The following is a 26,187-nucleotide window of genomic DNA, read 5'->3' on the forward strand; positions in this document are numbered from 1 at the left end:
CCGTGCTTCGGTCCGTGGGGCCTACTGCGTTGAAGGCATCCTCTCGGATGTCCCTGGTCTCGCGGGCCGTCAACTCCTTTCTACTCCTGTCGTGGTGGAAGCGGAAGCCCAAGCCATGGTTTCTTTACTTTTAGCGCGAAAACCGGTCAAGGCGGACGTGGGGCGGCCGTCGTCGGCTGGCGAACCAGACCAGGCCGGCCGTCGCGGCCGCGCCGACCGCGGCCGCAGCCACCAAGGCCGGGCGTGAGGGCATCGGCAGGGTCGACACGCGCTGCTTGAGTCGCACCGGGCGGGTGAAGGTGAGGATCGGCCAGTCGCGGGCGATCGCCTCGCGGCGCAGTGCGCGGTCCGGGTTGACCGCGTGCGGGTGGCCGATCGATTCCAGCATCGGGATGTCGGTCGCGGAGTCGCTGTAGGCATAGCAGCGCGCCAGGTCGTAGCCCTCCGACTCCGCGAGCTCGCGGATGGCTTCGGCCTTGGTCGGGCCATAGGCGTAGTACTCCACCTCGCCGGTGAAGGCGCCGTCCTTGACGACCATGCGGGTGGCGACGACGCGGTCGGCGCCCAGCAGCTCGCCGATCGGCTCGACCACCTCGGCGCCGGAGGTGCTGACGATCACCACGTCGCGCCCGGCTGTGTGGTGCTCCTCGATGAGGGAAGCGGCTTCGTCGTAAATGATCGGATCGATGAGTTCGTGCAGGGTCTCGGCGACGATCTCCCGCACCTGGCGGACATTCCAGCCACGGCACAGTTCGGAGAGATACTGACGCATCCGCTCCATCTGGTCGTGGTCGGCTCCACCGACCAGGAAGACGAACTGGATGTACGCGGTGCGCAACACGGCGCGCCTGTTGATCAAGCCGCCTTGGTAGAAGGACTTGCTGAAGGTGAGCGTGCTCGACTTCGCAATGACCGTCTTGTCCAGATCAAAGAACGCGGCTGTCCGAGGGAGCGAGTGGTTTTCCACGTCGCCGAGCATAGGCCGCCCTCCATTCGGCGTAAGCTGAGGCGTGTGGGTTTGCCTGAGAAGGCTCTCGGGTACACCATGGAAGTCACGGATCGTTCGCGACCGTGTCTAACCCGGTCCGACTCCTCCCCCCCCGAGTCGGCCGTGGGGACGACCCCCGCTCTCCCCCCCGGCGGGGGTCGTCGCATGTCCGGATGCATTTTGAGCGCCCTCATCCCGCGTTCCTCCCTCTGGTTCGGCCCATCCGGCCGTGGTCTCTCCTCCTTCATACACGTCACGCAGCGTAATCGGCGTGCTGCTCTCCGGAAGTCACCGGTATAGGTGAGCGGGATATTCACAACCGTTGAGTTGTCCACAGTTTTTGTCCAAGATCCACAAGGTTTTCCAGTTCGATGCACGGTGATTCCCCGCGAGTTCCGCGATGTTCGCGGAAGAGAGCGCGTAGTGGGAGGGGGAGACCGTGACCGGATCCATCACATCCGATTGGCGGACGGACGCCGTTGCCGGAAGGCCGGGCGGACCGCTGGTCGTCACGGAGGACGAGGGGCTGCTGGATGACCTGCTGCGGCTGTGCGCCGCCGCCGGGGCCGTGCCCGAAGTCGCTCAGGGAATGCCCGCGCGCAGGGGGAGCTGGGAAAGCGCGCCGCTGGTCCTGGTCGGCGACGACTGCGCGGCCCGCCTCGGGGGCGCCATGCGCAGGGAGGGGGTGGTGCTGGTCGGCAGGGACCAGGACGACCCCGGGGTCTGGCAGCGCGCGGTGGGCATCGGAGCCCGCAATGTGGCACTGCTGCCCGACGGCGAGAGCTGGCTGGTCGACAGGATCGCCGACGCCGTGGAAGGCGTGGGCCGCCCGGCGCTCACGGTTGGGGTGATCGGCGGACGGGGCGGCGCCGGGGCGAGCACGCTCGCCTGCGCGCTGGCGGTCGGCGCCGCCCGCGCGGGGCAGCGCACGATGCTGATCGACGGCGATCCGCTGGGCGGTGGCCTCGATGTGCTGCTCGGTGGAGAGAAGGCCGAGGGGCTGCGATGGCCGGCCTTCGCCGACTCGCGGGGCCGGGTGGCCGGGCGGGCGCTGGAGGAAGCGCTGCCCGAGCTGCATTCGCTGCGGGTCCTCAGCTGGGACCGGGGCGACTGTCTCGCGGTCTCGTCCGACGCCATGCGGGCCGTGCTGGCAGCGGCCCGCAGGCGGGGCGGGGCGGTGGTCGTGGACCTGCCGCGCCGGCTCGACGACGCGGCAGTGGAAGCCCTCGAACAGTTGGACGTGGGGCTGTTGGTCGTGCCCGCCGAGCTGCGGGCCGTCGCGGCCGCCCACCGGGTGGCCTCATTGGTCGGCATGGTCCTGAGCGATCTCCGGCTGGTGACGCGTGCGCAGGCCGGCTCGGGGCTGCGGGGCGAAGAGATCTCGAACCTCCTCGGCCTGCCCCTGGCGGGCGAACTCCCACCGGAGCCCGGCCTGTCGGACGCCCTGCTCACCGGCCGGCCACCGGGGAGCGGTGAGCGCGGGCCGCTGGCGCGCTTCTGCGCGGAATTCTGGGCGCGGACGTCGGCCGACGGCACGGGCGTGCCGGCATGAGCGCCGACCTGCTGGACGCGGTGCGCCTGCGGCTGGCGGAGAGCGGGGTGGAGCCGACACCCGCGCGGGTCGCGGAGGCGTTGCGCCGGGAAGGCCGGCTGCTCGGCGACGCCGAAGTGCTCGGCGTCGCGTCCCGGCTGCGGTCCGAGCTGATCGGCACCGGGCCGCTCGAGCCCCTGCTCTCCGCACCCGAGGTCACCGACGTCCTGGTCACCGCGCCCGACCAGGTATGGGTGGACCGCGGAGCGGGCCTGGAGCGCGCTGATGTGTCCTTCCCCGACGCGGCGGCGGTGCGCAGACTCGCGCAGCGGCTCGCCGCGATCGCCGGACGACGACTCGACGACGCCCGGCCCTGGGTGGACGCCCGGCTGCCGGACGGGACGCGTTTGCACGCCGTGCTGCCCCCGGTGGCCGTCGGCTCGACCTGTCTCTCGCTGCGCGTGGTGCGACGCCGGGCCTTCGCGCTGGACGAGCTGGTCTCCGCCGGTACCGTGCCGCCCGGCGGGCAGCGCCTGCTGCGGGCCGTGGTGGACGCCCGGCTCTCCTTCCTCATCAGCGGCGGCACGGGGACGGGAAAGACGACTCTGCTGTCCACCCTGCTCGGGCTGGTCGCGCCGGACGAGCGGATCGTGCTGGCCGAGGACTCGGCCGAGCTGCGCCCCGAGCACCCGCATGTGGTGCGCCTGGAGACGCGGCCCGCGAATCAGGAGGGCACGGGCCTGGTCACCCTGCGGGACCTGGTCCGGCAGGCGCTGCGGATGCGGCCGGACCGGCTGGTCGTCGGCGAGGTGCGCGGCCCGGAGGTCACCGATCTGTTGGCCGCCCTCAACACCGGGCATGAGGGCGGGTGCGGCACGGTCCACGCCAACGCGGCGGCGGATGTGCCCGCGCGGCTGGAAGCGCTGGGTTCGACGGCGGGGCTCGACCGAGGGGCGCTGCACAGCCAGTTGGCGGCCGCGCTGTCGGTCGTGGTCCACCTGGCGCGGGACCGGGGCGGGCGGCGGCGGATCGCGGAACTCCACGTCCTGGACCGCGATCCCGGAGGCTTCGTGACGACCGTACCGGCGGCCGTGTGGGGCGGGAGCGGCTTCGAGCGGGCGCGAGGCTGGGACCGGCTGGCCAAGCTGTGCGAGCGGGGCGGTGGTGCGCTGTGATCGGTTCCGTAGCGGCGTCCCGGGCCGTGGCCCCGGTGTTCGGGGCGGCGTTGTGCGCGGTGGCCTCGCTCTGGGGCTCGATGTGGCCGGGGCGGGAATCGCGCCGGGCCAGAGCCCTGTTCGCCGGCTGTGGAGGAGGGCTGTCCGGTGGAGCGTCGCTTTCGTGGGTCGGAGAGCGCGTCGGCCGATGGCGTCGATGGGGGCGGGAGAGGCGTGAGCTGCTCTGCCTTCCGCTCGGTTGTGCCGTAGCGCTGCTGGGCGAGTCGATGCTGCCGTTGATCGGCGCGGTGGCCGCTGTCCCCCTCGTGAGACGTGGTCTCGCCACACGGCGACGCAAGCGCGAGCGGGATCGGCGGGAGGCGGCCGTGATCGACCTGTGCGGGGCCGTCGCGGGCGATCTGCGCGCCGGGCGACAGCCCGGCGAGGCACTGGTGGGGCTGGTGGTGGATCTCGGGGCGGCATGGTCGGCCGTTCCGGCAGCGGCGAGGTTCGGCGGCGATGTGCCCGAAGCCTTGCGAAAGGTGGCGCGGCAGCCGGGGGCCGAGGGGCTGAGCGGGGTGGCCGCCTGCTGGCAGGTCTCGGTCGACGGCGGGGCGGGGCTCGCCGCCGGACTCGAACGGGTGGCGGCGGCGCTCAGCGCCGAGCGGGACCAACGGGAGGACCTGCACGCCCAGTTGGCGGGAACGAGGTCCACCGGCGTGATGCTCGCCGTGCTTCCGGTGCTCGCCCTGCTGATGGGCAGCGCGCTCGGGGCGGCCCCGTTGCGGGTGTTGCTGCACACCTCCGCCGGGCTGGGCTGCCTGGCGCTCGGTGGTGCTCTGGAGTGCGCGGGGCTCGCGTGGACCGCTCGGATCGTACGGGGTGCCGTGGGAGCGGACGGGGGTGGGAGGGCGTGAGCGAAAAAGTTATCCACAGCCTGGGGATATTTATTTCGATCGTCATCGCAGGTGTGGGCCTGGTGATTGTCCTGGGCTGGGCGGGCCGGGCGCGCGGGGCCCGCTCGGTTCGCCGACGGGCGGCGTCACTGCTCAGGGAGAGTGGATCGGCCGGTCCGGTGGGTCGACTGCGGAGGTGGTCGGGGCGGGCGGCGGTGGCGCGGGCCGGACTCCCGGCCGTCGGGGCGGGGCTCGCCGGTCTCCTCCTCGTCGGGGGGATCGCCGGGTGGGTGGCGGGGCTCGGGGTCGCGTACGGCGTGTGGCGGCGGCAGCGACGCGACAAGCGTACTCGTGGTGAGCCGGTAGTGAAGGGATCGGAAGTCCAACTTCCGTTCGCGGCGGATCTCTTGGCGGCCTGCATGGCCGCGGGGGCCGGTCCCCGGGAAGCCGCCGCGGCGGTGGGCGCCTCGTTGGGCGGACCCGTGGGCGAGCGACTCGCCCAAGCCGCTGCCGAGGTACGGCTCGGCGGGGAGCCGGGCACGGCCTGGGGCCGGCTGGGAAGCCTTCCCGGCGCCCGCGGGCTCGCGCGCTGTCTGGAACGGGCCCAGGCGACGGGCGTGCCGGCGGTGGAGCCCATGTCGCGGCTGGCGGGACAGTTGCGCGCCACCCGAGGGCGGACGGCGGGCATACGGGCCCGGCGCGCCGGAGTCCTGGCGACGGCCCCGCTGGGGCTGTGCTTCCTGCCCGCGTTCTTGACGGTCGGTGTGGTGCCGGTGGTCATCGGCCTGGCGAGCGGGCTCCTGAAAGGCAATTGACGGTGAGTGAGGCACATGCGGCGCATGAGGCGCACGAGGCAAAGAACAAAGGACAGGGGGATCAAGTGATGGTCGTGCAGTGGTGGTCGAAGCGTTGGGCCCGGCTGAGGGTGGCCGGCGAGGACGGAATGACGACGGCGGAGTACGCCGTGGGGACGCTGGCGGCATGCGCGCTCGCGGCGGTGCTCTACAAGGTGGTCACCGGTGGGGCGGTCGGCTCGGCGTTGCAGTCGCTGATCGTGAAGGCCCTCCATGCCTCGTTCTGACGGCGGCTATGTGACGGCGGAAGCCGCGTTGGTCCTCCCGACGCTGACGCTGTTCGGCATGGCACTGCTCTGGGGGCTGATGGCGGCGTCCGCACAGATCCAGTGTGTGGACGCGGCCCGGGCGGGCGCTCGGGCGGCGGCCCGGTCGGAGCCTGCGTCGGCGGCGGTCGCCGCCGCCAGATCGGCCGCTCCGGCCGGGGCCCGGATCGCGGTGGCAAGGGAGGGCGACCTGGTGCGGGTGCGGGTCGATGCCCGGACCGTGGGCCCGGGACCGCTGACGGTGCGGCTGGGCGGGGAGGCGGTGGCCCTTGCTGAGGAGACGGTGGGGTGACGGGGGCATGGCGTCGGCGTGGGTGGCGATCGCCGCGGCGGCTTTCTGCGCGGTGTTCGCGGCGACGCTGGCCATGGGACAGGCCGTGGCCGCCCGCCACCGGGCGGGCGGCGCCGCGGACCTGGCGGTGCTGGCGGCGGCCGACCACGCCTTGTCGGGACACCGGACGGCGTGCGGCTTGGCCCGGAAGGTGGCCGCCGCCCAGGCGGCGCGGGTGGTGCGGTGCGCCGTGAGCGGTGAGATCGCCGAAGTGGCGGCCGAGGCACGGGCCGGGCCGTACACCGTCCGGGTGAGTTCCCGCGCCGGCCCTCCGGGCCTCACGGGCCCGCTCGTCGCACCTGAGCCGGCGGGCGGCGACGGTCCGGGCCACCACGGGGTCGGGCCCTGACGGTCCGGGGCCTGCTCCTCCACCGGCAAACAACACTCCGCCGTACGACCGGCCGTGGGTGCTACGGAAGCGGGGCGCCCGGCTCCTTCTCGGTGGGGGCGTCGGCGAGAAGGCGGGTCAGGAGGCGGATGGCGGCTCGCTTGTCGAGTGGGTCGTTGCCGTTGCCGCACTTGGGGGACTGGATGCACGAGGGGCAGCCCGTCTCGCACTCGCAGGCGGCGATCGCCTCGCGGGTGGCGGTGAGCCAGCTCGCGGCGGTGTGGAAGGCGCGCTCGGCGAAGCCGGCGCCGCCGGGGTGGCCGTCGTAGACGAAGACGGTCGGCAGGGCCGTGTCGGGGTGGAGGGGCACCGAGACGCCGCCGATGTCCCAGCGGTCGCAGGTGGCGAAGAGCGGGAGCATGCCGATCGAGGCGTGTTCCGCGGCGTGCAGGGCGCCGCCGACGGCCTCGGGGTGGACACGGGCCTCGTCGAGGTGGTCCTCCGTGATCGTCCACCACACGGCGCGGGTGCGCAGCGTACGGGGCGGGAGGTCCAGCTTGGACTCGCCGAGGACCTCGCCGGTGATGAGTTTGCGGCGGAGGAAGGAGACGACTTGATTGGTGACCTCGACGGAGCCGAAGCACAGCCGCGCCTCCCCCCAGGGGATCTCGGCGCTCGTCTCCAGGATGGAGATGGCCGTGGTGTCGCGGGCCGTCGTCGAGTACGGCGGGGCGGCCTCCTCGACGAGGGCGACGGAATCCTCCAAGTCGAGGTGGCGGACAAGGTAGGTGCGGCCCTGATGGAGGTGGACGGCGCCCTCGTGGACGGCCGTGTGGGCGGCGGACGCGTCCACGGTGCCCAGCAGCCGGCCCGTGCCCTCCTCCACGACCTGGACGGGGCGGCCGCCGCCGCCCCGGATGTCGGCCAGGTCGACGGCGCGCTCGCGGCGGGTCCAGTGCCAGGCGGAGCCCCTGCGGCGGAGCAGTTTCCGGCCTTCGAGCCGGGACAGCAGGCCCGGCGTCTCGGGGCCGAAGAGTGACAGGTCGGATTCGGTGAGCGGCAGCTCGGCGGCCGCGGCACACAGATGGGGGGCGAGGACGTACGGATTGTCCGGGTCGAGGACGGTGGACTCCACAGGCTGCCGGAAAAGGGCCTCGGGGTGGTGGACGAGGTAGGTGTCCAGAGGGTCGTCGCGGGCGATGAGGACCGCGAGAGCGCCCCGGCCCGTACGGCCCGCGCGGCCGGCCTGCTGCCACAGGGAGGCGCGGGTGCCGGGGTAGCCGCAGATGAGGACGGCGTCGAGGCCGGCGACGTCCACGCCGAGTTCCAGGGCGGTGGTGGCGGCCAGGCCCAGCAGTTCGCCGGTGTGCAGGGCGCGCTCGATGGCGCGGCGCTCCTCCGGGAGGTAGCCGCCGCGGTAGGCGGCGACCCGGGAGGGGAGGGAGCGGTCCACCGCTGCCAGGCGTTCCTGGGTGATCAGGGCCACGAGCTCGGCGCCGCGCCGTGAGCGCACGAAGGCGACGGTCCGGACGCCCTGGACGGCGAGGTCGGTGAGGAGGTCCGCGGTCTCGGCGGTGGCCGTACGGCGGACGGGGGCGCCGCGCTCGCCGTGGAGCTCGGTGAGCGGGGGCTCCCAGAGGGCGAAGACGACTTCGCCGCGCGGGGAGGCGTCCTCGGTGACCTCCACCACCGGCAGCCCGGTCAGCCGGGTCGCGGCGGTGGCCGGGTCGGAGGCGGTGGCGGAGGCGAGGAGGAAGACGGGATCGGCGCCGTAACGGGCGCAGACACGCCGAAGCCGTCGCAGCACTTGGGCGACATGTGAACCGAAGACGCCGCGGTAGGTGTGGCACTCGTCGATGACGACGTAGCGCAGGGTGCGCAGGAAGGAGGCCCACTTGGGGTGGGCGGGCAGGATCGAGCGGTGCAGCATGTCCGGGTTGGTGAGCGCGTAATTGGCGTACTGACGCACCCACTCGCGCTCCTCGACGGGCGTGTCGCCGTCGTAGACGGCCGGCCGGATGCCCTTGCCGAGCGGGGCGGCGAGGGCCCGTACGGCGCGCCGCTGGTCGGCTGCCAGGGCCTTGGTGGGGGCCAGGTACAGGGCGGTCGCTCCGCGCCCGTTGGGCGCCTCGGAGCCGTCCAGGAGCGCGCTGAGGACCGGGGCGAGGTACGCGAGCGACTTGCCGGACGCGGTGCCCGTGGCCACCACCACCGACTCGCCGCGCAGGGCGTGCTCGGCCGTCAGAGCCTGGTGCGCCCACGGACGGTCGATTCCGGCGGCACGGATCGCGCCGATCACTTCCGGCCGGATCTTCTCGGGCCAGGGGGCATGACGTCCCGGACGAGGGGGCAAGTGCTCCGTATGAGTGATGCGTGCAGCCCGGCCTGCCCCGGTGGCGAGTCTGTCGAGGACCACCCGGGGAGCGGGATGTACGCCCGCCTCCGGCGGGAGTTGATCGTGGGCCATCGACATCGAGTGTGTCATTGGCGTGACGGACAATGGACTCAAGGCGTCGTGCGCGCCTGCCGGTAAGTGATTGAATGCCATCGCGGCTGCCGATCCATGGGGGGCGACCGCTCGATGCAAGGTGCTGGAGGATCCGTGGACCTGTCCCTGTCGACCCGGACCGTAGGCGACCGTACGGTCGTCGAGGTCGGTGGCGAGATTGATGTGTATACCGCGCCCAAGCTGCGTGAGCAGCTGGTCGAGCTTGTCAACGACGGCAGCTATCACCTCGTCGTGGACATGGAGGGCGTCGACTTCCTCGACTCCACCGGGCTCGGCGTGCTGGTCGGCGGGCTCAAGCGTGTGCGTGCCCATGAGGGCTCGCTGCGCCTGGTCTGCAACCAGGAGCGCATTCTCAAGATTTTCCGTATCACCGGCCTGACCAAGGTGTTCCCGATTCACACCTCGGTCGAGGACGCGGTGCAGGCGACCGACTGACGGTCGCCGGACGACACTGCCGCGCGGGGGGCACCGGGCTGTGAGGGCCCGGCCCCTCCGTGAGTTCGCCCTGTTCCAGGACCGGGGAAGAGGGCACGTGCGACCGAGGGGGATGGCATGGCCACCGTCGAACTGCTGTTCAGTGCCCTTCCCGAGCATGTCCGCACCGCCCGGTTGGTAGCCGCCGCGGTGGCTCGCCGGGCCGGGGTCGACGAGGCCGTGCTGGACGAGGTGCGCCTGGCCGTGGGTGAGGCGTGCACGCGCGCGGTGGGGCTGCACGCCGGTCACGGTGTGACCACCCCGGTGCGGGTCGTGCTGATCGAGGACGAGAAGAAGTTCTCCATCGAGGTCGGCGACGACGCCCCCCATCTGTCCGCCGCCGATGCCGCCGCGGGCGGCCCGGGCGAGGCTTCCGGCGCGCCGGAAGAGGGCGAGGACGACATGGGCCTCGCCGTCATCAGCGGGCTGGTCGACGACGTCGAGGTGACCGCGGACGAATCCGGCGGCCTCATTCGGATGAGCTGGCCGACGATCCCCGCCCCCGTGCTGCCCTAGCCCTGCACCCCGAGGCCCCGGCGCCCCGGCGCCTGGGTTCCCGGCGTCCCTCGGCGTCCCTGCCCCTGCCGTCGGCGTAGGCCGGCTGCCCCGTTCCGCTGCCCGATTCCGGCTCACGTTCACCACCGCCGTAGCCCCGCGTCACCCGTTTGTCGTAGTCAGGGCTCCTCGATTCGGCCTGAATCGACGTCATCACCACCCGGGCCGGTAAATCTCCTTCACTGCCGCTGCCGATGGCCGAATTCCTCCCCCCGTCAGGGTGCGGTTTCAGCCGTCGATCTTCTCCGGGACGGCATCGCGCGGATTCCTCCCAGCGCCGCAGATCTTTACCGCCGCGCTTCCGCCGCGCCTCCGCTCGACGATCTCCTTCGTCGATCTCTTCTTCGGATCTTCACCCGTAGATCGGGAATCCGGCGGATCATCCATCCGCCCTTCACTTGCGCAGGCTCATTCCGTTTGCCGCGCTCTGTTTTGATCTCGCCATGCTCCCTACAATCCGTCCATCTTGAGCTCAGGACGCCTGAGCGTGGCGGCTGCTCCGCGGTCGCGGGTCAGCCGCGCGCCCATGTGCCAAACGTCAAGGAGGACGAATGGCGGGGCCCCTTACCCCTGAACAGGTGGACTTCACTCAGAACCTCGCGGTCGAGCTGACCGAGGGCAACCGCACGCTGGTGCTGGTGATCGCGGCCGTCGCGATCGCGGCACTCGCGGTGGCCGTGGTGCTGGTGCGTCAGGTGCTTGCGGCAGGCGAAGGCACCGACAGCATGAAAAAGATCGCCGCGGCGGTGCAGGAAGGCGCGAATGCCTATCTTGCCCGGCAGTTGCGGACGCTCGGCGTTTTCGCCGTGGTCGTCTTCTTCCTGCTCATGCTGCTGCCCGCCGACGACTGGTCACAGCGCCTCGGGCGTTCGGCCTTCTTTCTGATCGGCGCGCTCTTCTCCGCGGCCACCGGTTATATCGGCATGTGGCTCGCGGTGCGCGCCAATGTGCGGGTCGCCGCCGCCGCTCGTGAGGCCACTCCCGCCGAGGGCGAGCCGCAGAAAGATCTGACGGCCGTGTCGCACAAGGCCATGAAGATCGCGTTCCGTACGGGCGGTGTCGTCGGCATGTTCACGGTGGGCCTCGGTCTGCTGGGCGCCTCCTGCGTGGTGCTGGTGTACGCGGCCGACGCGCCCAAGGTGCTGGAGGGATTCGGCCTCGGCGCGGCGCTCATCGCCATGTTCATGAGGGTCGGCGGCGGCATCTTCACCAAGGCCGCGGACGTCGGCGCCGACCTGGTCGGCAAGGTCGAGCAGGGCATCCCCGAGGACGACCCGCGCAATGCCGCCACCATCGCGGACAACGTGGGCGACAACGTCGGCGACTGCGCGGGCATGGCGGCGGACCTCTTCGAGTCCTACGCCGTGACCCTCGTCGCCGCGCTGATTCTCGGCAAGGCCGCCTTCGGCGACGCGGGCCTCGCCTTCCCGCTGCTCGTTCCCGCCATCGGTGTGGTCACCGCGATGATCGGCATCTTCGCGGTCGCGCCCCGCCGCACCGACCGCAGCGGCATGACCGCCATCAACCGCGGCTTCTTCATCTCGGCCGTCATCTCACTGGTCCTGGTGGCCGTGGCGGTGTTCGTGTATCTCCCGTCGAGCTACGCGGACTTGAAGGGCATCGGGGACAACGCCATCAGCGGCCACGACGGGGACCCGCGCGTCCTCGCGCTCGTCGCCGTGGCCATCGGCATCGTGCTCGCGGCGCTCATCCAGCAGCTCACGGGCTACTTCACGGAGACCACGCGGCGGCCCGTGCGGGACATCGGCAAGTCGTCCCTGACCGGCCCCGCCACCGTCGTCCTCGCCGGCATCTCCATCGGCCTGGAGTCGGCGGTCTACACGGCGCTGCTGATCGGGCTCGGCGTCTACGGGGCGTTCCTGCTCGGCGGCACGTCGATCATGCTGGCGCTGTTCGCCGTCGCCCTCGCCGGTACGGGCCTGCTGACGACCGTCGGCGTGATCGTCGCCATGGACACCTTCGGACCCGTCTCCGACAACGCGCAGGGCATCGCCGAGATGTCCGGTGACGTCACGGGCGCGGGCGCGCAGGTGCTGACCGACCTCGACGCCGTGGGCAACACGACCAAGGCCATCACCAAGGGCATAGCCATCGCCACGGCGGTGCTCGCCGCGTCGGCCCTGTTCGGTTCGTACCGGGACGCGATCGCCACGGCCGTGGCGGATGTGCATGCCAAGTCCGGGGAGTTGGGGCTGAGCCTGGACATCTCGCAGCCCAACAACCTGGTCGGGCTGATCCTCGGCGCCGCCGTCGTCTTCCTCTTCTCGGGGCTGGCGATCAACGCGGTGTCGCGGTCGGCGGGTGCGGTGGTCTACGAGGTGCGGCGGCAGTTCCGCGAGCACCCCGGGATCATGGACTACAGCGAGAAGCCGGAGTACGGGCGCGTGGTGGACATCTGCACCAAGGACGCGCTGCGCGAACTCGCCACCCCCGGCCTGCTCGCCGTGATGGCGCCCATCGCCGTCGGCTTCTCGCTCGGGGTCGGTGCCCTCGGCTCGTATCTCGCCGGCGCGATCGGTACCGGCACCCTGATGGCGGTGTTCCTCGCCAACTCCGGCGGTGCCTGGGACAACGCCAAGAAGCTCGTGGAGGACGGGCACCACGGCGGCAAGGGCAGTGAGGCACATGCCGCGACGGTCATCGGCGACACGGTCGGCGACCCCTTCAAGGACACCGCCGGTCCGGCGATCAACCCGCTGCTGAAGGTGATGAACCTGGTGGCGCTGCTGATCGCTCCCGCGGTGGTGAAGTTCTCCTACGGCGACGACGCCAACAGCGGGCTGCGGATCGGCGTCGCGGTGCTCGCCATCGTCGTCATCGTGGCCGCGGTCTACGTCTCCAAGCGGCGCGGAGTCGTCGTGGGCGACGACGAGGAGAGCCCCGGTCCGGCGGCGAAACCCGTCGACCGGGCGGTGGTGTCCTAAGCGCCCGGGCAGGAGAGAGCGCCGGACGGCAGGAGACAAAGCCGGAGGACAGCAGAGACAAAGCCGGAGACGGCAGCAGACAACGGGGGCGGACGGCGTGCGCGGGGCACGCCGTCCGCCCGTTCGTGCGAGTGGCGCGTGAGCCGTCCGGGGTGCGGTGAACGCCACGCCGAGTTTGGTGCAAATGGCTTCAAAAGGGGGCGCATGGTGTGCTCGGCTCATGGGCCGCACGGCTCGGACGTGTAAGTTCCGGGCCGAGAGCCATCGAAGGGACCAATCCGGTGAACAAGAAGCTTGTGGCTGCACTGTCCGGCGGTGCGGCGCTCGTTATGGCGCTGACCGGTTGCAGCGACAGCGACAACGGTGACAAGAAGCTCGACGACTGGGCCAAGAAGGTCTGCGACCAGATGCAGCCCCAGGTGAAGAAGATCCAGGACGCCAACTCCTCGATCGCCTCCGTCCAGAACGAGGAGGACTCGAAGAAGATCCAGCAGACCGACTCCAAGGCCTTCCAGGCCAACGCCGACGCCTACAAGGCGCTGGGCTCGGCCGTGCAGAACGCGGGCGCGCCGCCCGTCAAGGACGGCGAGACCAGCCAGCAGAACGCCGTCAAGGCGCTCAACGACCTCTCCGCGGCCTACACCAACCTGAAGAAGCGGATGGACGGTCTGGACACCGGGGACAAGGGCAAGTTCGCCGCGGGGCTCAAGAGCATCGCGGGCGACATCGGCAAGCTCAGCAGCCAGAGCGACGAGGCCCTCAAGAAGCTGCAGTCCGGCGATGTCGGCAAGGCGATGGCGAAGCAGCCCGGTTGCCAGAAGACGTCGACCTCGGCCACGCCGACGAAGAAGTAGCCGCACAGGCAGCCACCGGTACAAGCAGCTCCGACGCACGCGTGGCCCGGCCGGGCAGCAGGAACGGTTCGGGTCCGAAGTGCACGGGAGGCAGCCGCGGTTGGTTCCGCCCGGCGCCACGCCCCGGCAGGGCGCGGCGCCGGGCTTTCGCCTTTTGTCAGTGGTGCCCCCGACAATGGTCCCGTGAGTACGAACCTGCCCGCCGCCTCCGACCGCGCGCGCACCGCCCGGTTGCGCGATGCCCTGCTCGCCGCCGCCTTCACCGCCGACGGCCTCCTCGACCTGCTCGGCGCCCCCGCCTACGCCGCGCTCGCCCGCAGCGAGACCGTCCCCGCCCTGCGCGCCACGCGTGGCGACAGCCCGCTGGAGACGCTTATCCGGCTCTTCCTGCTGCAGCGGCCGGTCGAGTACGGGCGGGCCGCCGCCGCGCTCCCGATGGACGACTGCCTCGCCGACGGCTGGCTGGTCCGCGAGGCCGGTGACCTCGTACGGGCGACCGTGGACGTCCGCCCGTTCGGCGGCCCCGAGGGGCAGGACTGGTGGATCGTCTCCGACCTCGGCTGCGCGGTCGGCGGCGCCGGCGGCATCGCCGGGGGCGCGGACGCCCCGGGCGGGGCGGCCCGTTCGGAGCTGGTCCTGGGCGTCGGCGGCGCGTCCACGACCCTCGCCGGGATCACCGTCCGTACGCCCGTGGCCAGCGCCCTCGACCTGGGCACCGGTTCCGGCATCCAGGCGCTGCACGCGGCCCAGCACGCCACCCGGGTCACGGCCACCGACCTCAATCCGCGTGCCCTGCACATGACGCGGCTGACCCTCGCGCTGTCCGGAGCGCCCGAGGCGGATCTGCGCGAGGGCTCGCTGTTCGAGCCGGTCGCCGATGAGACGTACGACCTGATCGTCTCCAACCCGCCCTTCGTGATCTCCCCCGGCGCCCGGCTCACCTACCGCGACGGCGGCATGGGCGGCGACGACCTCTGCCGCACCCTCGTCCAGCAGTCCGCCGCCCGGCTCAACGACGGCGGTTACTGCCAGCTGCTCGCCAATTGGCAGCACGTGGAGGGCGAGGACTGGCGCGAGCGGCTGACGTCCTGGGTGCCCCGGGGCTGTGACGCGTGGATCGTCCAGCGCGAGGTGCAGGACGTCGCCCAGTACGCAGAGCTGTGGCTGCGCGACGCCGGCGACCACCGCACGGCTCCGGCCGAGTACGCGGCCCGCTACGACGCGTGGCTGGACGAATTCGAGGCCCGCAAGACCAAGGGCATCGGATTTGGCTGGATCACGCTGCGTAAATCCGGCTCGGACCGGCCGTCCGTGATGGCGGAGGAGTGGCCGCACCCCGTCGAGCAGCCGCTCGGCGCGTCCGTGCGGGCCCATTTCGAGCGGCAGGACTTCCTGCGCGCGCACGACGACGCGTCGCTGCTCGCCGCCCGCTTCAAGCTGGCCGACGAGGTCGTGCAGGAGCAGGTCGGGCTGCCGGGCGCGGAGGATCCGGAGCACGTCGTGCTCCGCCAGAACCGCGGCATGCGCCGGGCGACCAAGGTGGACACGGTCGGCGCGGGCTTCGCGGGCGTGTGTGACGGCTCACTCAGCGCGGGCCGGATCCTGGACGCCATCGCCCAGCTCGTCGGGGAGGACGCGGTGCTGCTGCGCGACCGTACGCCCGACTCGATCCGGCTCCTGGTCGAACAGGGTTTCCTCACGCCGGTGGGCGACTGATCGATGCCCGTGGGGGCTGATCGGCCGAACGCGCGAGCGTCGGTCGGTCGGCCTCGCCGCCGACGGGCATCCGGCGTCGCCCCGACTCATGAGGGGTGGAAAAGGAGGGGGCGGGTTCCCGTCATGTTCGACGGGTTCACATCAGGTTCGCCTGGATGCCGTGTGCGGGTGCCAGGCTGCGCGGCATGGAGAGTGCGCCCGCGGGCTTCGCCGGTACGGCCTTCACGCTGTTCGGCGGGGCGCTGCTGCTGTGGACGGGAGCGCGTGCGGTGCTGGGGGCACCTGTGGTGGAAGGGGCGAGCCCACGCGTCGCCGTGCCCCTCTCCTTCCTCTTCGGCGCGGGCGCACTCGCCACCGGCCTTTGGCTGCTGCTCGGCGTCTGAGCCCTGGCGCGCCCCTGCCGCGCGGGCGGCGCCTGCCCCGGAGGGCAAGGTTCCGCCGACCGTCGACACGCAACGCGCCACGAGCCGGTACACCCGATATAAAACGTGTCGCTTACCGCCGGAAACCCCCGTACGCACCGCTTTCCACACGGTCCCGAGGTGGCCTCCGACGCCCCCTTCGCACCGGCGGTGTGCCGGTCCGGGCGGCAGACAGGACGCTTGTCGGGTTACCGTTCGAGTGGCGTTGCGGGCTTTTTCCGTTTGACACGGGGGCGGGATGTACCGTCACACTCCGCAGCGTCACCGCAGCGCCCACACCGAGTGCCGACCGGAAGAAGAGCGAAGTTGTCCCCGACCAGCGAGACCGCACAGGGCGGCCGCCGACTCGTCATCGTCGAGTCGCCTGCCAAGGCGAAGACGATCAAGGGCTACCTCGGCCCCGGATACGTCGTCGAGGCGAGCGTCGGGCACATCCGTGACCTGCCGAACGGGGCCGCCGAGGTCCCGGCCAAGTACAAGGGCGAGCCCTGGGCCCGCCTCGGCGTGAACGTCGACGCCGACTTCCAGCCCATCTATGTCGTCAACCACGACAAGAAGGACCAGGTCAAGAAGCTCAAGGACCTGCTGGCCGAGTCCGACGAACTCTTCCTCGCCACCGATGAGGACCGCGAGGGCGAAGCCATCGCGTGGCACCTCCAGGAAGTCCTCAAGCCCAAGGTCCCGGTCCGCCGGATGGTCTTCCACGAGATCACCAAGGACGCGATCCGCGAGGCCGTGGCCAACCCGCGCGAGCTGAACAAGAAGCTCGTCGACGCCCAGGAGACGCGCCGCATCCTCGACCGCCTCTACGGCTACGAGGTCTCGCCGGTCCTGTGGAAGAAGGTCATGCCCCGGCTGTCCGCCGGCCGGGTGCAGTCCGTGGCGACCCGCCTCGTCGTCGAGCGCGAGCGCGAGCGCATCGCCTTCCGCTCCGCCGAGTACTGGGACCTCACCGGCACCTTCGCGACGGGCCGTGGCGGCGACGCCTCCGACCCCGGCACCTTCGGCGCCCGTCTGACCTCCGTCGACGGCCGCCGCGTCGCCCAGGGCCGTGACTTCGGCTCGACCGGCGTGATCAAGGAGGGCTCCACCGTCCTCCACCTGGACGAGGCGAATGCCCGCGCGCTCGCCGCGGCCCTCGCCGAGACCCGGTTCTCCGTCCGGTCGGTCGAGTCCAAGCCGTACCGCCGCTCGCCGTACGCGCCGTTCCGTACGACCACGCTCCAGCAGGAGGCCTCGCGCAAGCTGGGCTTCGGTGCGAAGGCGACCATGCAGGTCGCCCAGAAGCTGTACGAAAACGGCTTCATCACCTATATGCGTACGGACTCCACCACCCTCTCCGAGACGGCCGTCCAGGCCGCCCGGGCGCAGGTCACGCAGCTCTACGGCGCCGACTACCTGCCGGAGAAGCCGCGCACGTACGCCGGCAAGGTCAAGAACGCGCAGGAGGCCCACGAGGCGATCCGGCCGTCGGGTGATCGTTTCCGCACGCCCGCCGAGACCGGCCTGACCGGTGACCAGTTCCGTCTGTACGAGCTGATCTGGAAGCGGACCGTCGCCTCCCAGATGAAGGACGCGGTCGGCAATTCCGTCACCGTCAAGATCGCCGGTCGCGCGAGCGACGGCCGGGACGCCGAGTTCAGCGCGTCCGGCAAGACGATCACCTTCCACGGCTTCATGAAGGCCTACGTCGAAGGCGCCGACGACCCGAACGCCGAGCTGGACGACCGCGAGCGCCGGCTCCCGCAGGTCACCGAGGGCGACCCGCTGACCGCCGAGGAGATCTCCGCCGACGGTCACGCGACCAAGCCCCCGGCCCGCTACACCGAGGCCTCGCTGGTCAAGGAGCTCGAAGAGCGCGAGATCGGCCGCCCGTCGACCTACGCGTCGATCATCGGCACGATCCTCGACCGCGGCTACGTCTTCAAGAAGGGCACGGCGCTCGTCCCGTCCTTCCTGTCCTTCGCCGTCGTCAATCTGCTGGAGAAGCACTTCGGCCGGCTGGTCGACTACGACTTCACCGCCTCCATGGAGGACGACCTCGACCGCATCGCCCGCGGCGAGGCCCAGGCCGTGCCGTGGCTGCGCCGCTTCTACTTCGGTTCCGAGGGCGGGACCGAGGAGAGCCAGGTCGCCTCCGCCGCCGACGCCGGCAACGGCGACGGCGACCACCTCGGCGGCCTCAAGGAGCTGGTCACCGACCTCGGCGCGATCGACGCCCGTGAGGTGTCCTCGTTCCCCGTCGGTGAGGGCATCGTGCTGCGCGTCGGCCGCTACGGCCCGTACGTGGAGCGCGGCGAGAAGGACTCCGAGGGCCACCAGCGCGCCGATGTCCCGGAGGACCTGGCGCCGGACGAGCTGACCGTGGCGTACGCCGAGGAGCTGCTCGCCAAGCCGAGCGGCGACTTCGAGCTGGGTACCGACCCGGTCAGCGGGCACCAGATCATCGCCCGCGACGGCCGCTACGGCCCGTACGTCACCGAGGTCCTGCCCGAGGGCACCCCGAAGACCGGCAAGAACGCGGTCAAGCCGCGCACCGCGTCGCTCTTCAAGTCCATGTCCCTCGACACGGTCACCCTCGACGACGCCCTCAAGCTGATGTCGCTGCCGCGCGTCGTCGGCAAGGACGCCGAAGGCGTGGAGATCACCGCGCAGAACGGCCGCTACGGCCCGTACCTGAAGAAGGGCACGGACTCGCGGTCGCTGGAGACCGAGGACCAGCTCTTCACGATCACCCTCGACGAGGCCCTCGCCATCTACGCCCAGCCCAAGCAGCGCGGGCGGGCCGCGGCCAAGCCGCCGCTGAAGGAGCTGGGCACCGACCCGGTCAGCGAGCGTCCGGTCGTGGTCAAGGACGGCCGGTTCGGCCCGTACGTGACCGACGGCGAGACCAACGCCACGCTGCGCCGTGACGACGACGTCGAGACGATCACGCCGGAGCGCGGTTACGAGCTCCTCGCGGAGAAGCGCGCCAAGGGCCCGGCCAAGAAGACGGCCAAGAAGGCCCCGGCGAAGAAGACGGCGGCCAAGAAGACCACGACGGCCAAGAAGACCGCCGCGAAGAAGACGGCCGCCAAGAAGACCACGACGGCGAAGAAGACGACGACGGCCAAGAAGGCCACGACGAAGAAGGCCGCGGCGAAGAAGACCACCGCTGCCGCTTCGGCGGGGTCGGCTTCGGACGAGTAGCGACGTCAGCCGGTCGGGCGCCCGGTGAGCGCGTCCTCAATCGCCGGACGGGCTGAAATCAGCCCGTCCGGCGATTGAGGACACCGCCGCGCAGCGGTGGTGCGGACGCCACGGGACCGCAGCCCGGCACATGATCCGCCGGAAGGGCCCCGGTGGCGTGTGGAGTCAACGTGGAGCCCGGTCATCGCCCGGTCATATGGGTGCCTTCGGGCAGAGGATTGTGATTCGGTCCGTCCGGATAGGCTGGCAGGATGACGCGAGCCGAGCAGCCAACAGTGGTGACCCCCACATCCGGCGCCCTAGCCGCGGATTCCCGCGAGCGCGCCGTACGGGCCCTGCTGCGCTTCCCGCCGCTCCGGCGGTTGTGGCGCGCCCAGGCCGTCGGCGGGATCGGGGACTCCCTCGCCCTCCTCGTCCTGATGCTGCTGTCGCTGCAAGCGGCGGTCGCGGCGGGTTCGTTCGGGGGCGGCTACCGAGGTGCCGCATTCGCCGTCGCGGCGGTCCTCGGCGCGCGGTTGCTCGCGACCCTGCTCTTCGGCGCGGTCCTGCTCGGCCCGCTCTCCTCCCTCATCGCCCCGGCCGGTCCCCTCGACCGCCGCTGGACCATGATCGGCGCGGACGGGGTGCGGCTCGCGCTGCTCGCCGTCGCACCGCTGTGGATCGACTGGACCGAGGGCCGGGCGCTCGGCTGGCTGCTGGTCTCGGCCTTCGTCGTCGGCGTCGCCGAGCGCTTCTGGACCGTCGCCCGGGAGAGCGCGGCCCCCGCACTGCTGCCCGCGCCGCCTGCCGAAGGCGCGGCCGTGCGGCCGCTGCCGGACCACTGTGACGCCCTGCGGCGGCTCTCGATCCGTACGAACTTCGTCGCCCTGCCCGTCGCCGCGGCCGTGCTCGTCGTCGTCACGCTCGTCGGCAATCTGCTCGGCTCGGGGATCGACTGGTTCCATCTGCACCAGGCGGCCCTCGGCTCGTTCGTCGCGGCCGGGCTGTTCGCGACGTCGATCGCGCTCCTCCAGGCCCTCGAACTCCCGGCCACGCAGACGCCCCGCACACGTTCCCCGCTCGAGGGGCTGCGCCGTCCCAAGACCGCCCAGGGCCCCGACAAGGGCCGCACGGGCGCGATCCCGGTGCTCGTCCCGGCCTGCGCGGCCGTCGCGGGCGCGATCGCCGCGGCCGTCGGCGTCGCCGCCCTCCAGGCCGTCGATCTCGGCGGGGGCCCGGTCGGCTTCGCGCTGCTCGTCCTCGCGCTCGGCGGCGGCCCGGTCATCGGCATCCGCACGGCCCGTAAGGTGCTGCCCGGCTTCTCGCGCCGCCGTCTGCTGGTGCTGGCCATCGCGGTGACGGGCGTGGCGCTGCTGGCCGCGGGCCTGGTGCCCGACCCCACGACGGTGTTGCTGCTCGTCCTGCTCGCGGGCGTGTCCGCGGGCGTCGCCGCCAACACCGGCCACTCCCTGCTCGACCAGGAGACCGAGGAAGCCCGCCGGGCCCGCACGACCGAGCACCTGCACGCCGTCGTCCGCGTCGCCGTCGCGCTGAGCGCGGTCGTGGCGCCCCTGCTCGCCGCGGCCATCGGGCCGCACCGGCTGGCCAGCGGCAGCTTCGTCTTCGCGCACGGCGGGGCGGCCTTCACGCTGATGCTCGTCGGCGCGCTGCTGCTGCCCGTGGCCGCGCTGGTGCTCGGCAAGATCGACGACCGGGACGGGGTGCCGTTCCGGCGCGACCTGCTGGACGTGGTGCGCGGCGGCGACCCGGACCAGACGCCCTCGGGCACCGGCTTCTTCATCGCCTTCGAGGGCGGCGACGGCGCGGGCAAGTCGACCCAGGTCGAAGCGGTCGCCGAGTGGATCCGCGGCAAGGGCCACGAGGTGGTCGTCACCCGTGAACCCGGCGCCACCTCGATCGGCAAGCGGCTGCGCGCGATCCTCCTCGACGTCTCGTCGGCGGGCCTATCGGACCGCTCCGAGGCCCTGATGTACGCGGCCGACCGCGCCGAGCACGTCGCCTCCGTCGTCCGGCCCGCCCTGGAGCGCGGCGCGGTCGTCATCTCCGACCGCTACATCGACTCCTCCGTCGCCTACCAGGGCGCCGGGCGCGATCTCTCGCCGACCGAGATCGCCCGTATCTCGCGCTGGGCCACGAACGGGCTGGTGCCGAATCTGACGGTCCTGCTGGACGTCTCGCCCGAGACCGCCCGCGAACGCTTCACCGAGGCCCCGGACCGGCTGGAGTCGGAGCCGATGGAGTTCCACCAGCGGGTACGGACCGGCTTCCTGACCCTCGCCGCCGCCGACCCGGCGCGCTATCTGGTCATCGACGCGGGCCAGGAGCCCGCGGCCATCTCCACGGTCGTACGCCACCGCCTCGACCAGGTGCTGCCCCTCTCCGAGGCCGAGATCAAGGCCCTGGAGGCGGCGCGGAAGGCGGCGGAGGAGGAAGCCCGCCGCAAGGCCGAGGAAGAGGCCGCCCGCAAGGCGGAGGAGGAGCGGCTGGAGCGCGAGCGCCAGGCCCAGCTCGCCAAGCTCCGCGCCGAGGAGGAAGAGCGGCAGCGCCGCGAGCGCGCGGAGGAAGAGGAGCGCCAGCGCCGCGAGCTGGAAGAGGCCCGGCGGCGCGAGGAGGAGCGGCTGGCCGAAGAGGCCCGGCAGGCGGCCGAGGAAGCCCGGCGCCTGGCGGAGGAGGAGCGCAAGCGCCGCGAGGCGGAGGAGCGCGCCCACGCCGCCGAGCAGGAGCGGCTGCGCAAGCAGGCCGAGGAAGAGGCGCGACTGCGCGCGGAGGCCGCCGAACGGCGCCTGGAGAAGCAGCGCAAGGCGGAAGAGGCCCTGCTGAGGGCCGAGCAGGCGCGGATCGCCGAGCAGGAACGGGCGGCCGAGCGGGAGCGGCTGGCCGAGGAGGAGCGAGCGGCTGAGCGGGCGCGGGTCGCCGAGGAGGAGCGGGCGGCCGAGCGGGCACGGGTCGCTGAGCAGGCGCGCCTGGCCGAGCAGGCCAGGGCCGAGGCCGAGGCGAAGGCCGCGGCCGACGCGGCGGCCGAGGCCGAGGCCGCGCGGGTCGCCGCGGAGGCTGCCGCCGTCGCCGAGGCGGATCGTTCCGGTAGGGGTCTTTCCGGGGCGGACGATTCCGAGGCGCCGACGGTCGAGCGGCCGGCGTTCCGGCCGTCCGACGCGCGCAAGGGCGCGGACACCCGTCGGGGCGCGGACACCCGTCGGGGCGCGGACACCCGTCGGGGCGCTGACGGACGTCGGAGTGCGGACGCGCGGCGTGCCTCGGACGAGACGCAGACCGTTCAGACGCCGGCGGTCCGTCCCGCCGACCCGCGTGAGAAGGACTGGTCGCGGAACGCCGATACGGCGGTGATGCCGGCTGTCCCGCCCGTCCCGCCCGTACCTCCCGCGCCGCCTGCTCCGCCCACGACTCCGCCTGCGGCGAGTGATGGCGGACCGGACGACCAGCGGATCACGTGGGGCGTGGGGGGACGCGGCGGGCGAGCGGCCGGTAAGCCCAAGGCGGCCCGGCCCGAGTCGGAATCCGAGGAGACCGCGGTCCTTCCGCAGCCCGACGCCGACGCCACCCCGCCGAAGCCGTCCGTACCGCCCGGCGCGATGGACGACACGGCGGTGCTGCCGCCCGTGAAGCCCGAGCGGCGCGAGCGGTCCGAACGGTCCACGCGGTCCACGCGACCCGAGCGCGTCGAGCGTCCGGCGGACCCGGCGGACCGGGTGCCGACGTGGCTCTTCCGGCCCGAGGACGACGAGCGGGGCCAGGCCCCGGCGGAATCGGACAGCGAGCGTACGCGCGAGCTGCCGCAGGTCGGCGAGAGCCGGACCGATGCCGACGAGCCGGACGGCCGCGCGGAGCACACGCGCACCGACCAGCGGCGCCCGGGGTGGGCCGGCCGGACTCCGAAGAAGGACGCCCCCACGCTCGCGGACGAGCTCTTCGGCGACCGCGACGAGGAGGACGAGGGCCGCCGCCGGCGCAAGGGCAGGTAGGACGGGGCAGTCGGCCGGTGGGACCCGCTGCCGGCCCTGGCTGCCCGGCCGACGCGGGGATCGTTGTCAGTGCCGTGTCCCACAATGGGTAACCGCAGGACCAACAGCGCGGAGGACAGCCATGGCGGTGTGGGACGACCTGGTCGGCCAGGACCGGGTGCAGGAGCAGCTCGCCGCTGCCGCGCGGGACGCGGACGCCCTCGTCACGGGCGTCGCGTCGGCCACCGCCTCGTCCCCGGCGCCCGGCCCCGCGAGCAGCGGCGGTTCCATGACGCACGCGTGGCTGTTCACCGGCCCCCCGGGCTCGGGCCGGTCCACCGCGGCGCGGGCCTTCGCCGCGGCACTTCAGTGCGTCAGCCCCGACCGGGCTTTCAACGGCCCCGGCTGCGGCTTCTGCGACGGCTGCCACACCTCGCTCGTGGGGACGCACGCGGACGTCGAGATCGTCCGTACGGACCAGCTGTCGATCGGCGTCAAGGAAACCCGTGACCTGGTCCGCCGGGCCCAGCTGTCGCCTGCCACCGGCCGCTGGCAGGTGATCGTCCTGGAGGACGCGGACCGGCTGACCGAGGGCGCGGGCAACGTCCTCCTCAAGGCCGTGGAGGAGCCCGCCCCGCGCACGGTGTGGCTGCTGTGCGCGCCCTCCCTGGAGGACGTGCTGCCGACGATCCGGTCCCGCTGCCGCCTCCTGACCCTGCGCACCCCGCCCCCTGCCGCGGTGGCCGACCTCCTCGTCCGCCGCGACGGCATCGAGCCCGAGCTGGCCACGCAGGCGGCCCGCGCCACCCAGGGCCACATCGGCAGGGCCCGTCGGCTCGCCACGGACGAGCGGGCCCGCGCCCGTCGTGCCGCCGTCCTCAAGGTGCCGCTGCGCGTGGACGACATCGGCGGCTGCCTCAAGGCCGCGCAGGAGCTGATCGACGCGGCGGGGGAGGACGCGAAGCAGGTCGCCGAGGAGGTCGACACCAAGGAGACCGAGGAGCTGCGCGCGGCACTCGGCGCCGCCGCCGGCACCGGGGGCCGGCTCCCGCGCGGCACGGCCGGCGCGATGAAGGAGCTCCAGGACCGGCAGAAGCGCCGCGCCACCCGCACGCAGCGCGACAGCCTCGATCTCGCCCTGATCGATCTGACCGGTTTCTACCGCGATGTGCTGGCACTCCAGCTCGGCTCCCGGGTGGAGATCGCCAATATCGACGCGCGGGACGCGCTGGAGCGCATAGCGTCGGCCTCCAGGCCGGAGCGGACGCTGCGGCGCATCGAGGCGATCATCGAGTGCCGCCGCGCACTCGACAGGAACGTGTCGCCGCTGCTGGCGGTCGAGGCGATGACGGTGGCACTGCGGGCGGGGTGAGCGGGGCCCGGTAGGGGCGGGGTGTACGGCATCCGGCGGCGGATCGCTCCGTACTGGCGCGTACCTCACTCGTACGAGGACTAGTGGGCCTCGGGATGAGCCACCTTGGGCATTCCTGCGGATACGCTCCGTATGCCTGCAATGGCCCTGCGTATGTCCTGTGCGTATCTGTCCACCCGCCCCCACCCCGAGGGAACAGCTTTGGACACCAGCCGTCTGCTCCGCACCTCCTCCACCGTCGTCGTGACGGCGGCCCTGCTGATCTCCGGGTGCGCTTCGGGGACCGCGACGCCGAGGGCGGCCGCGTCGGTGAGATCGCAGAGCCCGGCGGATACGGGGGACGCCGCCGGCCCGGAGCAGCGGTTCGCGCCGCTGCCCACCGATCTGCCCGTCGAGCTCCGGCCGTATTACGCGCAGAAGCTCACCTGGCGCTCCTGCGCGGGCGACCGCTTCGAGTGCGCCACGCTGCGGGCGCCGCTGGACTACGACCGGCCCCGGGCGGGCGGCGACCTCAAGCTCGCGGTCTCCCGCAAGAAGGCCACCGACCCCGGCAAGCGGCTGGGCTCCCTGCTGGTCAACCCCGGCGGCCCGGGCGGTTCGGCCGTCGGCTACCTCCAGGCGTACGCGGGCACCCGCTACCCGGCCGCCGTCCGTGCCCGGTACGACATGATCGCGGTGGATCCGCGCGGCGTGGCAGGCAGCGAGCCCGTCAGTTGCCTGTCCGACGCGGACATGGACGCGTACACCCGGGTCGACATGAGCCCGGACAGCCCGTCGGAAGTCGGCGAACTCACCGACGCGTACCGGGCCTTCGCCGACGGCTGCGCCAAACGCTCCGGCAAGGTCCTCGGCCATGTCTCGACCGTCGAGGCGGCCCGCGACATGGACGTCCTGCGTGCCGCTCTGGGCGACGACAAGCTCCACTACGTCGGCGCCTCGTACGGCACCTTCCTCGGTGCCACCTACGCCGGACTCTTCCCGTCCCGCGTCGGGCGCCTCGTGCTCGACGGCGCGCTGGATCCGTCCCTCGACGCCCAGCGGGTGAACCGCGACCAGACGGCCGGCTTCCAGACGGCCTTCGAGTCCTTCGCGAAGGACTGCGTCGGGCGCGCGGACTGCCCCCTGGGCACCGGAAGCACCGCCGCCGCCGGCGACCGCCTCAAGGATCTCTTCCAGCGGATCGACACCCACCCTTTGCCGACCGGCACCCCGCGCGAGCTCACCGAGAGCCTCGCGACCACGGGTGTGATCTCCGCCATGTACGACGAGCGCGCCTGGCCCCTCCTCCGCGCCGCTTTGCGCGCCGCCCGGAACAACGACGGCAGCACGCTGCTCAAGCTGTCCGACGCCTACTACGAGCGTGATCAGCGCGGCTCCTATGCCAACCTCATGTACGCCAACTCGGCCGTCAACTGTCTGGACCTCCCCCCGGCCTTCCGCAACCCGGCCGAGGTCCACAGCGCCGTCGCCGACTTCAAGGAGGCCTCCCCGGTCTTCGGCGAGAGCCTGGCCTGGGCGGCTCTGAGCTGCGCCTACTGGTCCGTACCCGCCACGGGCCGCCCCCACCGCATCGAGGCCCAGGGCGCCGCCCCCATCCTCGTTGTCGGCACCACCCGCGACCCCGCCACCCCCTACGCCTGGGCCCGCGCCCTCGCCTCCCAGCTCTCCTCGGGCCACCTCCTGACCTACGAGGGCGACGGCCACACGGCCTACACCCGGGGCAGCGAGTGCGTCGACACGACGATCAACGACTACCTCCTCACCACCACCCCGCCCCCCGCCGCCCGGAAGTGCACCTGACCTGCGCTTCCCCCTCGCACCTACGCGGTACGGGGCACCCCTGG

Annotated in this window: 19 protein-coding genes; 17 read left to right on the forward strand and 2 right to left on the reverse strand. The window is 72.4% G+C overall.

What is annotated here, in order from left to right:
* Positions 1-130: 130 nt before the first annotated feature.
* Entirely contained in the window at positions 131-979 is an 849-nt protein-coding gene (locus JO379_RS18600) for an HAD family hydrolase (protein ID WP_130878370.1), read from the reverse strand.
* A 448-nt stretch (positions 980-1,427) separates the two neighbouring features.
* Between JO379_RS18600 and ssd the strand changes: the two genes are divergently transcribed.
* The 7 genes from ssd to JO379_RS18635 all read left to right on the forward strand — a co-directional run bounded on the left by ssd (position 1,428) and on the right by JO379_RS18635 (position 6,369).
* Complete coding sequence (gene ssd, locus JO379_RS18605) at positions 1,428-2,540, forward strand: septum site-determining protein Ssd (protein ID WP_130878369.1); 1,113 nt, start codon at positions 1,428-1,430, stop codon at positions 2,538-2,540.
* Positions 2,537-3,694 carry a TadA family conjugal transfer-associated ATPase gene (locus tag JO379_RS18610; protein ID WP_130878368.1) on the forward strand — a complete coding sequence of 386 codons (1,158 nt, stop codon included), beginning with the start codon at positions 2,537-2,539 and terminating at the stop codon, positions 3,692-3,694. Before ssd ends, JO379_RS18610 begins: the two co-directional genes overlap by 4 nt.
* An 80-nt stretch (positions 3,695-3,774) precedes the next feature.
* Positions 3,775-4,590, forward strand: a complete 816-nt coding sequence (locus JO379_RS18615) for a type II secretion system F family protein (protein WP_209518746.1) — start codon at positions 3,775-3,777, stop codon at positions 4,588-4,590.
* A 344-nt stretch (positions 4,591-4,934) separates the two neighbouring features.
* Positions 4,935-5,384, forward strand: a complete 450-nt coding sequence (locus JO379_RS33955; RefSeq protein ID WP_307842053.1) for a type II secretion system F family protein — start codon at positions 4,935-4,937, stop codon at positions 5,382-5,384.
* A 68-nt stretch (positions 5,385-5,452) separates the two neighbouring features.
* Positions 5,453-5,650 carry a DUF4244 domain-containing protein gene (locus JO379_RS18625; RefSeq protein WP_130878799.1) on the forward strand — a complete coding sequence of 66 codons (198 nt, stop codon included), beginning with the start codon at positions 5,453-5,455 and terminating at the stop codon, positions 5,648-5,650.
* Complete coding sequence (locus JO379_RS18630) at positions 5,637-5,981, forward strand: TadE family type IV pilus minor pilin (protein ID WP_130878366.1); 345 nt, start codon at positions 5,637-5,639, stop codon at positions 5,979-5,981. The genes JO379_RS18625 and JO379_RS18630 overlap by 14 nt, the downstream gene beginning before the upstream one ends.
* Before the next feature lie 7 nt (positions 5,982-5,988).
* Positions 5,989-6,369: an Rv3654c family TadE-like protein gene (locus tag JO379_RS18635; protein ID WP_130878365.1), complete on the forward strand. Its 381-nt coding sequence runs from the start codon at positions 5,989-5,991 to the stop codon at positions 6,367-6,369.
* A gap of 61 nt (positions 6,370-6,430) precedes the next feature.
* Here the strand turns inward: JO379_RS18635 and sftH are convergent, their stop codons facing one another.
* Positions 6,431-8,896, reverse strand: coding sequence for a DEAD/DEAH box helicase (gene sftH / locus JO379_RS18640; protein ID WP_209515936.1), 2,466 nt, complete (start codon positions 8,894-8,896; stop codon positions 6,431-6,433).
* Positions 8,897-8,950: 54 nt separating this feature from the next.
* Between sftH and bldG the strand changes: the two genes are divergently transcribed.
* The 10 genes from bldG to JO379_RS18690 all read left to right on the forward strand — a co-directional run bounded on the left by bldG (position 8,951) and on the right by JO379_RS18690 (position 26,143).
* A complete protein-coding gene (bldG, locus tag JO379_RS18645; protein WP_030392670.1) occupies positions 8,951-9,292 on the forward strand; it encodes an anti-sigma factor antagonist BldG in 342 nt (113 codons plus the stop codon).
* 117 nt (positions 9,293-9,409) lie between these two features.
* Entirely contained in the window at positions 9,410-9,847 is a 438-nt protein-coding gene (locus tag JO379_RS18650; protein WP_130878363.1) for an ATP-binding protein, read from the forward strand.
* Positions 9,848-10,437: 590 nt separating this feature from the next.
* Positions 10,438-12,831 (forward strand): sodium-translocating pyrophosphatase, encoded by a 2,394-nt coding sequence (locus JO379_RS18655; RefSeq protein WP_130878362.1) that lies wholly within the window; start codon positions 10,438-10,440, stop codon positions 12,829-12,831.
* Between the two features lie 281 nt (positions 12,832-13,112).
* On the forward strand, positions 13,113-13,685 hold the full coding sequence (locus JO379_RS18660) for a small secreted protein (protein ID WP_130878361.1): 573 nt from the start codon (positions 13,113-13,115) through the stop codon (positions 13,683-13,685).
* 183 nt (positions 13,686-13,868) lie between these two features.
* The gene (locus tag JO379_RS18665; RefSeq protein ID WP_130878360.1) at positions 13,869-15,401 is read left to right on the forward strand and encodes a DUF7059 domain-containing protein; all 1,533 of its coding nucleotides are present in this window, start codon (positions 13,869-13,871) and stop codon (positions 15,399-15,401) included.
* A gap of 185 nt (positions 15,402-15,586) precedes the next feature.
* On the forward strand, positions 15,587-15,784 hold the full coding sequence (locus tag JO379_RS18670) for a hypothetical protein (RefSeq protein WP_209515938.1): 198 nt from the start codon (positions 15,587-15,589) through the stop codon (positions 15,782-15,784).
* Positions 15,785-16,129: 345 nt separating this feature from the next.
* Positions 16,130-19,012 carry a type I DNA topoisomerase gene (gene topA, locus JO379_RS18675; RefSeq protein ID WP_130878358.1) on the forward strand — a complete coding sequence of 961 codons (2,883 nt, stop codon included), beginning with the start codon at positions 16,130-16,132 and terminating at the stop codon, positions 19,010-19,012.
* A gap of 251 nt (positions 19,013-19,263) precedes the next feature.
* Positions 19,264-22,992: a dTMP kinase gene (tmk, locus tag JO379_RS18680; RefSeq protein ID WP_209515940.1), complete on the forward strand. Its 3,729-nt coding sequence runs from the start codon at positions 19,264-19,266 to the stop codon at positions 22,990-22,992.
* Positions 22,993-23,113: 121 nt separating this feature from the next.
* Positions 23,114-24,343 (forward strand): DNA polymerase III subunit delta', encoded by a 1,230-nt coding sequence (locus JO379_RS18685; protein ID WP_209515942.1) that lies wholly within the window; start codon positions 23,114-23,116, stop codon positions 24,341-24,343.
* Positions 24,344-24,544: 201 nt separating this feature from the next.
* Complete coding sequence (locus JO379_RS18690; protein ID WP_130878355.1) at positions 24,545-26,143, forward strand: alpha/beta hydrolase; 1,599 nt, start codon at positions 24,545-24,547, stop codon at positions 26,141-26,143.
* The last annotated feature ends 44 nt before the right edge of the window (positions 26,144-26,187 follow it).

It is taken from the genome of Streptomyces syringium (genome assembly GCF_017876625.1).
GTDB lineage: Bacteria > Actinomycetota > Actinomycetes > Streptomycetales > Streptomycetaceae > Streptomyces > Streptomyces syringius.

Bases quoted from the DNA above. Each gene is read 5' to 3' on its own strand.
- JO379_RS18600 (WP_130878370.1), bottom strand. From the start codon at position 979: ATGCTCGGCGACGTGGAAAACCACTCGCTCCCTCGGACAGCCGCGTTC.
- JO379_RS18610 (WP_130878368.1), top strand. From the start codon at position 2,537: ATGAGCGCCGACCTGCTGGACGCGGTGCGCCTGCGGCTGGCGGAGAGC.
- JO379_RS18615 (WP_209518746.1), top strand. From the start codon at position 3,775: ATGTGGCCGGGGCGGGAATCGCGCCGGGCCAGAGCCCTGTTCGCCGGC.
- JO379_RS18625 (WP_130878799.1), top strand. From the start codon at position 5,453: ATGGTCGTGCAGTGGTGGTCGAAGCGTTGGGCCCGGCTGAGGGTGGCC.
- JO379_RS18630 (WP_130878366.1), top strand. From the start codon at position 5,637: ATGCCTCGTTCTGACGGCGGCTATGTGACGGCGGAAGCCGCGTTGGTC.
- JO379_RS18635 (WP_130878365.1), top strand. From the start codon at position 5,989: ATGGCGTCGGCGTGGGTGGCGATCGCCGCGGCGGCTTTCTGCGCGGTG.
- sftH (WP_209515936.1), bottom strand. From the start codon at position 8,896: ATGGCATTCAATCACTTACCGGCAGGCGCGCACGACGCCTTGAGTCCA.
- JO379_RS18650 (WP_130878363.1), top strand. From the start codon at position 9,410: ATGGCCACCGTCGAACTGCTGTTCAGTGCCCTTCCCGAGCATGTCCGC.
- JO379_RS18655 (WP_130878362.1), top strand. From the start codon at position 10,438: ATGGCGGGGCCCCTTACCCCTGAACAGGTGGACTTCACTCAGAACCTC.
- JO379_RS18670 (WP_209515938.1), top strand. From the start codon at position 15,587: ATGGAGAGTGCGCCCGCGGGCTTCGCCGGTACGGCCTTCACGCTGTTC.
- tmk (WP_209515940.1), top strand. From the start codon at position 19,264: ATGACGCGAGCCGAGCAGCCAACAGTGGTGACCCCCACATCCGGCGCC.
- JO379_RS18685 (WP_209515942.1), top strand. From the start codon at position 23,114: ATGGCGGTGTGGGACGACCTGGTCGGCCAGGACCGGGTGCAGGAGCAG.